A 13,969-nucleotide genomic window follows, 5' to 3' on the forward strand; every position below is an offset into this window, starting at 1 on the left:
TCACAACGACTACGGCATTCACTTATTGAACGGAGCAACCGGGCCGAGAGCCTGGAAGGTGACAATTTATCGCGACGGTAAAGTCTTCAACCGCCTGTTCTCTTTCTCGCGTTATGGCGGGCCGGTGCCTGCCCGCGAAGCCGCAGACGCGTGCCGCGATAAATTGATGTTGGCCAACTTGCCCAAGCTCAGCCGCGACATTCGCCAGCGCTTGATTAGCACCAACACCAGCGGCTTTCCGGGCGTGCACTACCGCTGTTACACCGGCGTCGCGTATTGGGTGGCACGCACGACCCTGCGTAACGGCAGCAGCGTGACCAAATCGTTTCGGGTCCAGCTCTATGGCGATGAACGTGCCAAGGAACTGGCCGTGCGCGAACGCGAGCGTCAGCTTGATAAGGTCGGAGATTACCGCTCATACAAGGTCGTTCAGGGTGAACAGCATCTGATCCAGTTGATCATCGAAAACCCGACGCTGGACATAAAGGGCGTGTGTACGTGCTGAAGCGGGCCTGACTGACTAATTGGTAACAACACGTTGCCAGAGCGGTGCTAAACGCAAATCCCTCTTATTCATGAAAGGCCGGGCTGGTAAGCTTGCTCGCCCTGATTTGCAGCCCGTTGCAGGATGTGTATGACCACGCGGTTTCGTCTGATGCTTCTCCTGCTGGTGGCCTCGGCCATTAGCGGGTGTGATGACGCCCCGCGTTTCACCGAGGCTGAGCCGGGCGAACACCGCTCGGCAGGCGACGCCACGGTGAACAAGTCTGATCACAACGCCTTCTCCCTGCCGTCGGCCAACCTTTCGCCCTCCAGACGTCTGGATTTCAGCGTCGGTAACAGCTTCTTCCGCAGCCCTTGGGTGATCGCGCCCTCCACCACTACCGCGCGCGATGGGCTGGGCCCGCTGTTCAACACCAACGCCTGTCAAAACTGCCACATCAAGGATGGCCGCGGTCACCCCCCCGCATCTGGCGACAGCAACGCAGTGTCGATGCTAGTGCGGCTGTCCATTCCCGACGCCCCGGAATACGCCGAACAGATCGCAAAGCTCGGATTACAGCCCGACCCCGTTTACGGCACTCAACTACAGGACATGGCGGTGCCCGGCGTCGCCCCCGAAGGCAAGGTGCGGGTCGAATACGACGTCATGACGCTGCACTTTCGTGACGGCACGCCGATTCACCTGCGCCGTCCTACCCTGCGCATCACGCAGTTGGGGTACGGCCCAATGCATCCACAGGCTCGCACTTCGGCACGCATCGCACCGCCGATGATCGGTCTCGGTTTGCTGGAGGCGATCCCCGTGTCAGCGATTCTGGCCAACGCCGATCCTGAGGACAAAAAGGGCACGGGTATCTCAGGCCGGGCCAATTGGGTGTGGGACGACGCGCAACAGAAAACCGTGCTCGGACGCTTCGGCTGGAAAGCCGCGCAGCCAAGCATCAATCAGCAAAACGTACATGCACTGGCCGGCGATATGGGCCTGACGTCCAGCCTGAAAAAGACCGATGACTGCACGCCGGCGCAAACCGATTGCCTCAACGCCCCCAATGGCGAAGGCCCCGAGGGTGAGCCGGAAGTCAGCGACAACATCCTGCGCCTGATCACCTTTTACACCCGTAATCTCGGGGTTCCAGCGCGACGTGACGCGGGCGATGCGCAAGTGCTGCAAGGCAAGAATCTGTTTTACAAAGCCGGGTGCCAGCAATGTCACACGCCGCAATTCACCACCGGCCCGGACGCCAGTGAGCCGGAACTGGCCAACCAGGTTATTCGCCCCTACACCGATCTGCTGCTGCACGACATGGGCGAGGGGCTGGCGGACAACCTCAGTGAGTTCCAGGCGAGCGGCCAGGAATGGCGCACCCCACCGTTGTGGGGTATCGGGCTGACCAAAGTCGTCAGCGGCCACACACAGTTTTTGCATGACGGCCGCGCCCGCAATCTGATGGAAGCGGTGCTGTGGCACGGCGGCGAAGCGCAGGCTGCGCAACGTCAGGTGCTGGCGTTCGACGCAGAACAACGCACCGCGTTACAGGCGTTTTTGAATTCGCTGTAAGGGTTTCTCCGGGATCTTTTTTTAACTGTTTTCTACACCAAGGAGCCGGGCATGTTCCGACCCAAGCTGTTATTTACCAGCCTCGCCGCACTCGCGTTGGGTGCGTGCGCGCCCTCGGACCCGCAAGCCGTCACCTCCGCCGCCATCGCCAAGCAGGTGATCCTGCCGACCTACAGCCGTTGGGTCGACGCTGACCGACAATTGGCTGTCAGTGCGCTGGCGTTCTGCCAAGGCAAATCCGATCTGGAGACCGCGCGCGCCGACTTCCTCCACGCGCAAAAAGCCTGGGCACAGTTGCAACCTCTGCTGATAGGTCCGTTGGCCGAGGGCAATCGCTCGTGGCAAGTGCAGTTCTGGCCCGACAAGAAGAACCTCGTCGGGCGCCAGGTCGAGCAACTGCTCACCGCGCAGCCTCAGATCAGCGCCGACGCACTGACCAAATCCAGCGTCGTGGTGCAGGGCTTGTCCGCTTACGAATACATCCTGTTCGACGCCGACATCGACATGGCCAACGCCGAGCAAAAAGCCCGCTACTGCCCTCTGCTGATGGCGATTGGCGAAAGGCAGAAAAAACTGGCCGAAGAAATCCTCAACGGCTGGAACACCGCCGACGGCATGCTCGCTCAACTGAGCAAGTTTCCTAACCCGCGCTACGCCGATTCCCACGAAGCCATCGCCGAATTGCTGCGTGTGCAAGTCACGGCGCTGGACACCTTGAAGAAGAAGCTCGGCACCCCGCTGGGTCGCCAAAGCAAAGGCGTGCCGCAGCCGTTCCAGGCAGAGGCATGGCGCAGCAAATCATCGTTGAGCAGCTTGCAGGCGAGCCTCGAAAGCGCCGAAACGGTCTGGACCGGGGTCGACAATCATGGCCTGCGCGGTCTGCTGCCCGCCGAGCAGAAACCACTGGCCGACAAGATTGACGCCGCCTACGCTGCCAGTCGAAAACTGCTGGCTGGCCTGAAGCCGCCGCTGGTGGATTTGCTGGCCAGTGACGAAGGCCGTCAGCAGCTCAACGCGTTCTACGACAGCCTCAACGTGGTCCACCGCCTGCACGAAGGCGAGCTGGCCAAAGCGTTGGGCATCCAACTGGGCTTCAATGCCAACGACGGTGACTGATATGTTGCGACGCCAGGCTCTGGCTCTCGGCAGCCTCGTTCTCAGCGCGTGTACGTTGGGCGGCTGGACGCTGTTCAAGAAGAAAGATGAAAGCCCGCTGCTGCTTTCCGCCCGCGATGACGGCAACGGCCAGCATTACGCCGTGGGTTATCGGGTGGATGGCACTCAGGTGTTCGCGACGCAGGTCGCTCAGCGCTGCCACGACATCATCAACCATCCGCAGCTTGCGATTGCGCTGTTCGTCGCCCGCAGGCCCGGTACCGAGAGTTACCTGATTGACCTGCGCGACGGTCGCCTGCTGCAGACGATTACCTCGCCGGCCCATCGGCATTTCTACGGCCATGCGGTGATCCATCATGGCGGCGAATGGCTGTATACCACCGAGAACGACACCACCGATCCCGGTCGTGGATTGCTGGGCGTTTATCGTTTTGTCGATGACCGGCTGGAACGCACGGACGAGATATCGACCCACGGCATTGGCCCGCATCAGGTGTCGTGGATGCCGGACGGCGAAACGCTGGTGGTGGCCAATGGCGGCATCCGGACCGAAGCCGAAAGCCGGATCGAGATGAACCTTAATGCCATGGAGCCCAGCCTGGTGCTGATGCAACGCGATGGCGCGCTGCTGAGCAAAGAGACGCTGCCGCAACAGATGAACAGCGTGCGCCATCTGGCGATTGCCAGCGACGGCACGATTGTCTCGGGGCAGCAGTTCATGGGGGCCAGTCATGAGTCGTCAGAACTGCTGGCGATCAAGCGTCCCGGCCAGCCGTTTGTGGCCTTTCCCGTGGAAGAGCCGCAGCTGCAATCGATGGGGCACTACACCGCCAGCGTGGCGATCCACAGTGAACTGCGATTGGTCGCGCTGACCGCGCCGCGAGGCAATCGGTTTTTCATATGGGATCTGGACAGTGGCGCGGTGCGCATGGATGCATCGCTGCCCGATTGTGCCGGTGTCGGCGCCGTGGCAGACGGCTTTGTCGTGACCTCGGGCCAGGGCCGCTGCCGGTTTTACGATTGCCGCCAAAGCACATTGGTCGCACAACCGCTGGAGTTGCCGGCGGGGTTGTGGGACAACCATTTGCATTTGGTTTAAGGCGCACGATCCCTGTAGGAGCTGCCGAGGTTACGAAGGCTGCGATTGCAATCTGTCTGACACACCGCGATCGCAGCGTTCGTAACCTCCGCAGCTCCTACACTTGAGGCGAGTCGAATCCGACATCTGTTTTGCAAGGAAGTGAAATATGTTGCGTCGTCGCATGCTGATCATGCTGGGTGTCGTACTGATCGTCGTCCTTGCCTTGGGCGGTTACAAAGCGTTTTCGGTGTACCAGCAAATCCAGCATTTCACCGCGCCTAAACCACCCATTAATGTGGCCGTGGCGATTGCCGAAGAACGGCCGTGGCAAGCTCGACTGCCGGCCATCGGCAGCCTCAAAGCGCTGCAAGGCGTGGACTTGAGCCTGGAAATAGCGGGCACGGTAAAAACCCTGCAGTTCGAGTCAGGGCAGAAGGTCAAAGTCGGCCAGCCGCTGCTGCAACTGGACAGTGATGTCGAAAAAGCCCTGCTCGGGACTGCCGAAGCGGACCTCGGTCTGGCACAGGTCGAATACGGTCGCGGCAGCAAGCTGGTAGGCGATCAGGCCATCTCCAGAGGCGACTTCGACAAGCTCGCCGCCACTCAGAAAAAAGCCGCCGCCACCGTTGCGCAGCTCAATGCGTCGCTGGCGAAAAAACGCATCCTCGCCCCCTTTAGCGGGACCATCGGCATTCGTCAGGTGGACGTCGGTGACTACCTGGCCAGCGGCACCGTGATCGCCACCTTGCAAGACCTGACCAGTCTGTACGCGGACTTTTACGTCCCCGAGCAGACCTTGCCCAGACTGGCCATCGGTCAAGCGGTGCAGGTCAGCGTGTCGGCCTATCCGGATCAGGTGTTCGAGGCCAGAATCAGCGCGATCAACCCCAAGGTCGAAGACGCCACGCGCAACGTGCTGGTACGCGCGACCCTGCCCAACCCGGACAGCAAATTATTGCCCGGCATGTTCACCAGCCTGCAGGTGGTAATGGGCGAAGACACCCGCCAACTGGTGCTACCTGAAAGCGCCATCACCTACACGCTGTATGGCAATTCGGTCTACGTCGTCGTGCCGAAGAAAAATGCCGAAGGCCAGGCTGAGAAGAACGATAAGGGTGAACCGCAATTGGCCGTGGAACGACGTTTTGTCGAGACCGGCGAGCGTCGAGGCGGCCAGGTCATCATCAATAAAGGCGTCAAGGCCGGGGAGCAAGTGGTCAGCGGCGGCCAGCTCAAGCTGGACAACGGCGCCCATGTGATCGTCAGCTCCGAACCTGCATTACCGGGGCAAACCAGCCAGCCGCGCGTTGACTGATCAAGGAATCGATTATGGCCTTCACAGACCCCTTCATCCGTCGCCCGGTGCTCGCTTGTGTAATCAGTCTGCTGATCGTGCTGTTGGGTTTCCAAGCGTTCAGCAAGCTGACCATCCGCCAGTATCCGCAGATGGAAAACGCCCTGATTACGGTGACCACCGCCTACCCCGGCGCCAATGCCGAGACCATTCAGGGCTATATCACCCAACCGTTGCAGCAAAGTCTGGCGAGCGCTGAAGGCATTGACTACATGACCTCGGTCAGCCGCCAGAACTTCTCGGTGATCTCGATCTACGCGCGCATCGGTTCGGACAGCGACCGACTGTTCACTGAATTGCTGGCCAAGGCCAACGAGGTCAAAAACAAGCTGCCCCAAGACGCCGAAGACCCAGTGCTGAGCAAAGAAGCAGCAGACGCCTCGGCCCTGATGTACATCAGTTTTTACAGCTCGGAGCTGGGCAATCCGCAGATCACCGACTATCTGTCGCGGGTGATCCAGCCCAAGCTTGCGACCCTGCCCGGCATGGCTGAAGCCGAAATCCTCGGTAATCAGGTATTCGCCATGCGCCTGTGGCTGGACCCGGTCAAGCTCGCCGGTTTCGGCCTGACCGCCAGCGATGTCACCGATGCCGTGCGCAAGTACAACTTCCTGTCCGCCGCTGGCGAGGTCAAAGGCGAATACGTGGTCACCAGCGTCAACGCCACCACCGACTTGAAATCCCCGGAAACCTTCGCGGCCATCCCGTTGAAAACCGTGGGCGACAGCCGCGTGCTGCTGGGTGACGTGGCCCGGGTTGAGATGGGCGCTGAAAACTACGACACGGTCAGCTCGTTCGATGGCACGCCGTCGGTGTACATCGGCATCAAGGGCACGCCCAGTTCCAACCCGCTGGACGTGATCAAGGAAGTGCGACGGATCATGCCGGAGCTGGAAAGCCAGTTGCCGCCGAGCTTGAGGGTGTCCATCGCCTACGACGCCACCTTGTTCATCACAGCTTCCATCAACGAGGTGGTGAAGACGCTGATCGAGGCCGTGTTGATCGTTATCGTCGTGGTATTCCTGTTTCTGGGCGCGCTGCGCTCGGTGCTGATCCCGGTGATCACCATTCCGCTGTCGATGATCGGCGTGCTGTTCTTCATGCAGCTCATGGGTTATTCGATCAACCTGCTGACGCTGCTGGCCATGGTGTTGGCCATTGGTTTGGTAGTGGACGACGCCATTGTGGTGGTGGAGAACATCCATCGGCACATCGAGGAAGGCAAGACGCCGCTCAATGCCGCGCTCGAAGGTGCGCGGGAGATTGCCATGCCTGTGGTTGCGATGACCATCACGTTGGCGGCGGTGTATGCGCCCATCGGTTTTCTCCAGGGACTGACCGGCGCGCTGTTCAAGGAATTCGCGCTGACGCTGGCGGGCGCAGTGATCATCTCCGGCATCGTCGCGCTGACGTTATCGCCGATGATGTGCGCGCTGTTGCTGCGACGCGACACAAACCCCACGGGCCTGGCGCACAAGCTCGATTCGGTTTTCGAGAGCCTCAAGGTGCGTTATCAGCGCCTGTTGCACGGCACGCTGAACACACGCCCGGTGGTGATCGTATTTGCGCTGATCGTGCTGTGCCTGATCCCGGTGTTTCTCAAGTTCACCCAGTCGCAACTGGCGCCGGACGAAGATCAGGGCATTATTTTCATGATATCCACCGGCCCGCAGCCGACCAACCTCGATTACATGAACGCGTACACCGATCAGTTCATCGAGATTTTCAAGGCGTTCCCCGAGTACTACTCCTCGTTCCAGATCAATGGCTTCAACGGCGTGCAGACCGGCGTTGGCGGCTTCCTGCTCAAGCCGTGGGACGAACGCAGTCGCACGCAAATGGCGATCCTGCCCGAGGTCCAGGCCAAGCTTGCGAACATCACAGGGCTGCAGATTTTTGGTTTCAACCTGCCGTCGCTGCCGGGCACAGGCGAAGGTCTGCCGTTTCAGTTCGTGCTTAACACGCCCAATGATTACGCCGCGCTGCTGGAGGTCGCCGACCGGATCAAGAAGCGCGCCCAGGCGTCAGGCAAATTCGCCTTTCTGGACATCGATCTGGCGTTCGACAAGCCGGAGGTGGTGGTGGATATCGACCGCGCCAAAGCGGCGCAGATGGGCGTTTCGATGCAAGACCTGGGCGGGACGCTTGCCACGCTGCTGGGCGAATCTGAGATCAACCGCTTCACCATCGAAGGCCGCAGCTACAAGGTCATCGCGCAGGTCGAGCGACCGTTTCGCGACAATCCGGACTGGCTCAACAACTACTACGTGAAGAACGAAAAAGACCAGATGCTGCCGCTGTCGACGCTGATCAAGGTCAGTGACCGGGCGCGGCCACGCCAGCTGAACCAGTTCCAGCAGCTCAACTCGGCGATCATCTCCGGGTTCCCGCTGGTGAGTCAGGGCGAGGCCATCGAACTCGTCCGACAAATCGCCAGCGAGGAGGCACCCGCAGGTTTCGCTTATGACTACGCCGGTGCGTCGCGCCAATATGTGCAGGAAGGCAGCGCGCTGTGGGTCACGTTCGGCCTGGCGCTGGCGATCATCTTTCTGGTGCTGGCGGCGCAGTTCGAGAGTTTCCGCGACCCGCTGGTGATTCTGGTGACGGTGCCGCTGTCGATTTGTGGGGCATTAATTCCGCTGTTTCTGGGGCTTTCCACGCTCAATATCTACACGCAGGTCGGGCTGGTGACGTTGATCGGCCTGATCAGCAAACACGGGATATTGATCGTGGAGTTCGCTAACCAACTGCGACGGGATCAAGGCCTTTCAGCGCGCGAGGCTGTCGAACAAGCGGCGGCGATCCGCTTGCGCCCGGTGTTGATGACCACGGCGGCAATGGTGTTTGGCATGGTGCCTTTGATTCTCGCGACCGGCGCCGGGGCCGTGAGCCGATTCGATATCGGGATGGTGATTGCGACGGGCATGTCGGTGGGGACGTTGTTTACCCTGTTTGTACTGCCGTGCGTTTATACGTTGCTGGCGGTCAAGGATAAGCAACCGCAGGCCAAGTCCGAAATCGCTGGCGCCTGAGGATTTAACTGACGTCGCGATTGGGCTTCTGCCCGGAGGGCGTAGGCGTCAGGCTTGCCGACGATGGGTCGCGCAGCGGCCCTGAAATCAGGCGACTCGGCGCTTCGAATACTCAACGTTCAGAGATCTTACTGCCGGTTCCCGGCAGATCGTCGGCAAGCCAACTCCTACGGCCTCCGGCCAGAGGCAAAAGCAAAGGCGCCGATCAACGGGGCCTTTTGGTCAGGGTGGGTTCAATTTTGTCGCCCGGATCCCTGGGCCAAACCGTACATCAACAACAGCAAATCATGGTCGGGCCGCGTAGCGACTTCCGCTTTCACAGTGCGTGGCAAATAGCACACTCCTTCGCCATGTTCCGCACCCAGAATCTTCGCCCGCGGCTGCTCCCAAGCGGCCAGCGCAACAGAGGCAATGCCCAACGCTCCCACCAGAAACAAACCTCGAGCCAGTTCTAACTTCATCGCTCTAAACCTTTGATAGGGCTGCCAAACGCCGTCTCGTAAAAGTAGACCAGCTTGCTCCAGTCTGCTGACTTGAACGACGAGTGGCGACGCAGCTGTTTCATGTCGTGCTGCGCGGCGGCATAGGCGGTCAGACGGCGGCGGCATTTTTCCAGATCGAGCAGCGCGACCTCAGGTTTGGCGTTGGCGCCCTCGCCTGTGACCCGAACAAAAATGTGCTTGATGTAGATGCAGCTGTGCTGCCATCGGCCTTTGTGCATGCGCGCCAGATTTTCTGCCAGCTCCTTTAGCAGCCGATCATGAACTTCTTCACCAAACTGTTCGCGGCCACCGGCGGCGTACCAGTTTTCGATTTCGTCGAAACCGTCTAACGATGCAGTTACCAGCAACGCACGCCATTCGTTGCTTTCGTCACGTTCGGCACCACAGAACACCATTTTCGGTACATTCACATTCAGTTGGCGCAGGCCTTCGAGGGCATCGCGCTCGCGCAGCACAGTTGGGCGACCGAACGGGTGAAGCCAGCTGCGATAGATGTGTCCGGTTTGCCGTTTTACGTACAGCAGCCGACCGTTTTCCGACACGACTCGCTGCACGCCACTTTCTCCACCGCGACGCCGATTGGGCTCTTCAACCCACTCCCCGCGCGTGTTCCAGAAATAAGCGAAGCGGTCCTTGGCCGGTACTGCCAGGTCTGCAACGAAATCAACGGCCATCCTGTTACCTCATGCGTAATAGATATACACGCCACATGGCGTACAACGGCAGGAAATCCAATCGCTCCTGGATGCGGAATCCTGCCTGCGTAAATTCGGCTTCTACTGTGTTCACCGGTAACACGAAACGGTTCTGGTAACCTTCCTGCTGGCGCTTGCGCTCTGCACGCTTGCGTTTCCAGGCCTTGAAGTTGCCATCCACCCACAGCGAAATAATCACGCTGTCACGTGTAACCCGATGAAACTCCTTCAATAAAGTTGCCCGGTGATGCGGTTCACCTACGTGGTGAAGTAACCGCATGCAGAAAATACTGTCCACAGCATTGTCGGGCATATCGATAGCAAAGGCGGAGGTCTGCAAGGGTCGTACCCGTTGCACCACTTCCGGCGATTGCGATTTGCAGGCCATGGCCACCATGTCAGCCGAGTTGTCGGCGCCGATGATCACCCGGTTGGGTTTCTCCGCCAGCAGCGGCCAAAAACGTCCGGCGCCGCAAGGCAGGTCCATCACCAGCCCAGGCTCACCGGCAAGCGCCAATGCACGCCTGGCCAGTTGTTCATCGCGACGATGAGACAGCGTCCGGGCCAATCCATCCTTGTGCTTGTGCAAATATTTTTGCGCGTGGTCTTGATCATATTTGCGCGAAAAATCCAGCTCTATTCGCTTGCTCATGATGTCGCTCCTGAAAATATCTGCGCCCAAGGTAGGCAGCGCGGCGTGATCTTCAGGTCATGCTTACGTGAAAAAAATGTCACGTTGGTTAGGCAAATGTTACGAGGTTTTACAACGAGTTGTAGGAAGAGAACGTTCAGCTCGTCAGAAAACGGACATATTTATCCGCAAATTGGCCTAAAAGCGGCATTTCTAGCCGCCCTCGATTTTCAGTTCAACACTGAATCGGCAGCCGTTGGGCTCCATGGTTTCCAGACTGACGGTCCATCCCTGGTTCTCGCAAATCCGCTGCACCAGTGATAGCCCAAGGCCCAAACCTTCTCCGCGCTGTTCACTGCCGCGCACGAAGGGTTTGAACATGGCCTCGCGTTTCTCCTCCGGAATGCCTACGCCGCTGTCCTCGACGATGAAACCTTCGCTGTGCAACGTCAGACGAATAAACCCGCTGTCGGTGTAATGCAGGGCGTTACGCAACAGGTTGCCCATCACGGCGTACAGGAAAGTCGCGTTGTAAGACCTGCCGGATGCTTCGCTTGGGGCGTAGATCAACTCCAGGCCTTTGGATTCGATCGGTTCACGCCACAACGCGATCAGCTGCTCGGCGGCAGCTTGCAGCGTCAGTTGCGGCGTCATGCCGGCGTCATCGCGCTGGGTGCGCGCAAGCATGAGGAAGGTCTGCACCAGATCGCGCATCTCCTCGCAGGCACGCGCAACGCGTTCGACCTGCGCCCTGGCGCGCTGATCAAGCGCCGGATTCTCCAGCAGCAGTTCACAGGAACTGGCCAGCACCATCAGAGGGGTACGCAGTTCGTGGCTGACGTCGCTGGTGAACATCCGTTCGCGAGTCAGGGCATCACGCAGGCGACCCAAGGTGGCATCGAAGGCCACAGCCAGCTCGCCCACTTCATCAGCGGCATAGTCGGGCGCCAAGGGCGGCGCCAAGCCGAGGAGTTGATCTCGATGACGAACCTGCCGTGCAAGCCGCACCACCGGCGCCATGACGCGTCGGGCGAGAATCCAGCCCAGGAAAACCGCCAAAGCCAACGCCAGCACGAAACCCACCAGCACCACGGCAAACAGCACGCGCTCGCGCTCTTCGAAGTCGCTCTGGTCCTGCAGCAGGGCGTAACGGCGGCCATCTACCACTTCAATCATGGCGTGATAAGACAAGGGGCCTCGGAAGACCTCGTGAAACCCGGGCTCCAGATGACGCAAATCCTTGGGCAGATCGAAGTCACCCGGGCCGCCGCTGAAATAAAACAGCTGGTCCGGCTCAGGGCGGTGGCTCCAGTCGCTGACGTTGTCCATCAGCAGCAGTCGCGTCAGGTCGCCGCCCAGGCCTGCCGATATCAGCTTCTCTTCCACCAGATGCACGGTTGCAACGATGCCCATGGCGAACGATCCCGCCACCAGCGCGCTCATCAAGGCAAAGGCAATGATGATCCGCTGGGCAAGGCTTTGCTTAAACTCCATCTCGGCCCTCGGCCAGGCGATAGCCCACGCCATGAACCGTCTGCAGCAGCGGCTTGGCGAACGGCTTGTCGATCACCTGACGCAATTGGTGAACGTGGCTGCGCAGGCTGTCACTGTCCGGGCAGTCGTCGCCCCACAGCGCTTCTTCAAGAATTTCACGACGCAGCACGTGTGGGCTTTTCTGCATCAATACGGCCAACAGTTTGAGGCCGACGGGGTTGAGCTTGAGCAATCGGCCTTCGCGGGTGACTTCCAGGGTGTCCAGGTCGTAGATCAGATCGGCGACCTGCAACGTACGCTTGCCGCCGCCTTGAGCGCGACGCAGCACCGCTTCGATACGCGCGGCGAGTTCGGACAAGGCAAAGGGTTTGAGCAGGTAGTCGTCGGCACCAGAGCGGAAGCCCTGAAGACGGTCGTCCAGTTGGTCGCGCGCGGTGAGCATGATCACCGGCGTGTCACGTCGCGCATCTTCACGCAGGCGTTTGCAGAGGGTGTAGCCATCGATACCCGGCAGCATGATGTCGAGCACGATCAGGTCGTAGTGTTCCGTCGCCGCCAGATGCAGTCCGGACAGCCCATCCTGCGCGCAGTCGACGGTATAGCCTTTCATCCCCAGGTAATCGGCCAGATTGGCCAGGATGTCGCGGTTGTCTTCAACCAGCAGAATTCGCATGGGCGCACGTTCTCCATATGCAGGGTACGGCCTGAGCCCTTTTGCCACGCAGGGATGTAACGGCAAGCGCGTGCGACGGGTCAGAGTTGGCGGCAGCTTAAGGCGTAGTGGGCCGTAGGGAAAGCACCGCATCGCATAACGTTTTTTTCACTCCCGATTCACAGGTTGCTGACAGCGATCCGCTCATTCTGCCGCCTTCTCTCGGATCGCGTCCGAGCACATCTCGACATCTTCTTTGGATCACACATGCCAACAGCCCTCCAACGGCCAGAGTCGCGCCCGCTAAACCTGTGGGTGTGCCTGGGAATTCCGGCCGTCACCGCTATCGTCCTTTTGTTACTGGAACTGACGTCTCTGGACATGGACATCGCCAAGCTGGCCTATGACCCGCTGGCGGGCGATTTCATCGGGCGTCACAGCTACTTTCTGGAAAACGTGCTGCACGACCGCGCCAAGCAGGCGGTGATTGCACTGGCGGTTTTGTCTTTGGTGGGTTTTGTCGGAGCGTTTTTCATCGAACGGCTCAAGCCCTGGCGCCGTGAGTTGGGATGTCTGGTGTTGTCGATGGCGCTGTCGACCAGCTTCGTGACGCCGGTCAAAGTCGTGACTTCGGTGCAATGCCCGTGGAGCCTGACCGAATTCGGCGGCAAAGAGACCTACAGCGAGCTGCTGAGCCCACGCCCTGCCACCGACAAGCCCGGGCGTTGCTGGCCTGGGGGTCATGCGGCGACAGGATTTACGTTGTTTGCGCTGTTTTTTGTTTTTAGGGACCGCAAGCCCAAGCTGGCCAGGGCGGGGTTGGTTCTCGCATTTGGATTGGGGACGGTGTTTTCTGTAGGGCGCATGTTGCAAGGCGCGCACTTTTTCTCCCATAACATCTGGACGGCGGTGTTTTGCTGGTTGATTTGTCTGGGGGCTTATTACGCTGTGCTTTATCGACCGGCGTCCCGGAAATCTACCGTTTTGGATGCCGAGCCCCTGTCCACCTGAAACCGCAGCCCCTGTAGGAGCTGACGAGCAACGCGAGGCTGCGATGCGGTTTAGCTGACACGCTTCGGATTGTGTGTATATCCGTTATCGCAGGTGTGGCTGATATCGGTTCCGCTGGCGCGGGTGACGCGGTCCCCTGTAGGAGCAATCGGAGGTTACGACGGTCTGGGCCGCATTCGGACGATGCGGTGTGTCGGGTGTACTGGGATTGTGTGTATATCCGTTGTTTATGGTGCTGCTGACACTGGTTCCGCTATTACAGCGGGTCACTTTTTCCAAGAGCCCGGATTGCCGGCCCAGAAAAAAGTAACCAAAAAGGCCCTGCTCCGATGTCCGGC

At 59.7% G+C, this 13,969-nt stretch carries 12 protein-coding genes; 7 read left to right on the forward strand and 5 right to left on the reverse strand.

Annotation, left to right across the window (positions count from 1 at the left end; all coding sequences use genetic code 11):
* Positions 1-58: 58 nt before the first annotated feature.
* The 6 genes from ACWKWM_RS06640 (at position 59) to ACWKWM_RS06665 (ending at position 8,645) form a co-directional block, all read left to right on the forward strand.
* Positions 59-505 carry a hypothetical protein gene (locus tag ACWKWM_RS06640; RefSeq protein WP_483845350.1) on the forward strand — a complete coding sequence of 149 codons (447 nt, stop codon included), beginning with the start codon at positions 59-61 and terminating at the stop codon, positions 503-505.
* Positions 506-634: 129 nt separating this feature from the next.
* A complete protein-coding gene (locus ACWKWM_RS06645) occupies positions 635-2,062 on the forward strand; it encodes a di-heme oxidoreductase family protein (protein WP_483845351.1) in 1,428 nt (475 codons plus the stop codon).
* A 51-nt stretch (positions 2,063-2,113) separates the two neighbouring features.
* Entirely contained in the window at positions 2,114-3,178 is a 1,065-nt protein-coding gene (locus tag ACWKWM_RS06650; RefSeq protein ID WP_483845352.1) for an imelysin family protein, read from the forward strand.
* A gap of 1 nt (position 3,179) precedes the next feature.
* Entirely contained in the window at positions 3,180-4,277 is a 1,098-nt protein-coding gene (locus ACWKWM_RS06655) for a DUF1513 domain-containing protein (protein WP_483845353.1), read from the forward strand.
* Positions 4,278-4,425: 148 nt separating this feature from the next.
* Positions 4,426-5,574 carry an efflux RND transporter periplasmic adaptor subunit gene (locus ACWKWM_RS06660; RefSeq protein ID WP_483845354.1) on the forward strand — a complete coding sequence of 383 codons (1,149 nt, stop codon included), beginning with the start codon at positions 4,426-4,428 and terminating at the stop codon, positions 5,572-5,574.
* A 14-nt stretch (positions 5,575-5,588) separates the two neighbouring features.
* Positions 5,589-8,645, forward strand: a complete 3,057-nt coding sequence (locus ACWKWM_RS06665) for a multidrug efflux RND transporter permease subunit (protein ID WP_483845355.1) — start codon at positions 5,589-5,591, stop codon at positions 8,643-8,645.
* A gap of 233 nt (positions 8,646-8,878) precedes the next feature.
* On the opposite strand, the gene ACWKWM_RS06670 is transcribed toward ACWKWM_RS06665, so the two are convergent.
* The 5 genes from ACWKWM_RS06670 to colR all read right to left on the reverse strand — a co-directional run bounded on the left by ACWKWM_RS06670 (position 8,879) and on the right by colR (position 12,641).
* A complete protein-coding gene (locus ACWKWM_RS06670) occupies positions 8,879-9,106 on the reverse strand; it encodes a hypothetical protein (protein WP_483845356.1) in 228 nt (75 codons plus the stop codon).
* On the reverse strand, positions 9,103-9,822 hold the full coding sequence (locus tag ACWKWM_RS06675) for a lipopolysaccharide kinase InaA family protein (RefSeq protein ID WP_483845357.1): 720 nt from the start codon (positions 9,820-9,822) through the stop codon (positions 9,103-9,105). Before ACWKWM_RS06675 ends, ACWKWM_RS06670 begins: the two co-directional genes overlap by 4 nt.
* A gap of 4 nt (positions 9,823-9,826) precedes the next feature.
* Entirely contained in the window at positions 9,827-10,495 is a 669-nt protein-coding gene (locus tag ACWKWM_RS06680) for a class I SAM-dependent methyltransferase (protein WP_483845358.1), read from the reverse strand.
* A gap of 192 nt (positions 10,496-10,687) precedes the next feature.
* Positions 10,688-11,968: a sensor histidine kinase gene (locus ACWKWM_RS06685; protein WP_483845359.1), complete on the reverse strand. Its 1,281-nt coding sequence runs from the start codon at positions 11,966-11,968 to the stop codon at positions 10,688-10,690.
* The gene (gene colR, locus ACWKWM_RS06690; protein WP_483834195.1) at positions 11,958-12,641 is read right to left on the reverse strand and encodes a two-component system response regulator ColR; all 684 of its coding nucleotides are present in this window, start codon (positions 12,639-12,641) and stop codon (positions 11,958-11,960) included. Before colR ends, ACWKWM_RS06685 begins: the two co-directional genes overlap by 11 nt.
* 246 nt (positions 12,642-12,887) lie before the next feature.
* Between colR and ACWKWM_RS06695 the strand changes: the two genes are divergently transcribed.
* Positions 12,888-13,631, forward strand: a complete 744-nt coding sequence (locus tag ACWKWM_RS06695; protein ID WP_483845360.1) for a phosphatase PAP2 family protein — start codon at positions 12,888-12,890, stop codon at positions 13,629-13,631.
* Positions 13,632-13,969: the final 338 nt, after the last annotated feature.

It is taken from the genome of Pseudomonas rosaeacicularis (assembly GCF_057128745.1).

What these genes read in the sequence shown, in the direction of transcription:
- ACWKWM_RS06645 (WP_483845351.1), top strand. Translation starts at nt 635, where the DNA reads ATGACCACGCGGTTTCGTCTGATGCTTCTCCTGCTGGTGGCCTCGGCC.
- ACWKWM_RS06665 (WP_483845355.1), top strand. Translation starts at nt 5,589, where the DNA reads ATGGCCTTCACAGACCCCTTCATCCGTCGCCCGGTGCTCGCTTGTGTA.
- ACWKWM_RS06660 (WP_483845354.1), top strand. Translation starts at nt 4,426, where the DNA reads ATGTTGCGTCGTCGCATGCTGATCATGCTGGGTGTCGTACTGATCGTC.
- ACWKWM_RS06695 (WP_483845360.1), top strand. Translation starts at nt 12,888, where the DNA reads ATGCCAACAGCCCTCCAACGGCCAGAGTCGCGCCCGCTAAACCTGTGG.
- ACWKWM_RS06655 (WP_483845353.1), top strand. Translation starts at nt 3,180, where the DNA reads ATGTTGCGACGCCAGGCTCTGGCTCTCGGCAGCCTCGTTCTCAGCGCG.
- ACWKWM_RS06670 (WP_483845356.1), bottom strand. Translation starts at nt 9,106, where the DNA reads ATGAAGTTAGAACTGGCTCGAGGTTTGTTTCTGGTGGGAGCGTTGGGC.
- ACWKWM_RS06685 (WP_483845359.1), bottom strand. Translation starts at nt 11,968, where the DNA reads ATGGAGTTTAAGCAAAGCCTTGCCCAGCGGATCATCATTGCCTTTGCC.
- colR (WP_483834195.1), bottom strand. Translation starts at nt 12,641, where the DNA reads ATGCGAATTCTGCTGGTTGAAGACAACCGCGACATCCTGGCCAATCTG.
- ACWKWM_RS06675 (WP_483845357.1), bottom strand. Translation starts at nt 9,822, where the DNA reads ATGGCCGTTGATTTCGTTGCAGACCTGGCAGTACCGGCCAAGGACCGC.
- ACWKWM_RS06680 (WP_483845358.1), bottom strand. Translation starts at nt 10,495, where the DNA reads ATGAGCAAGCGAATAGAGCTGGATTTTTCGCGCAAATATGATCAAGAC.
- ACWKWM_RS06650 (WP_483845352.1), top strand. Translation starts at nt 2,114, where the DNA reads ATGTTCCGACCCAAGCTGTTATTTACCAGCCTCGCCGCACTCGCGTTG.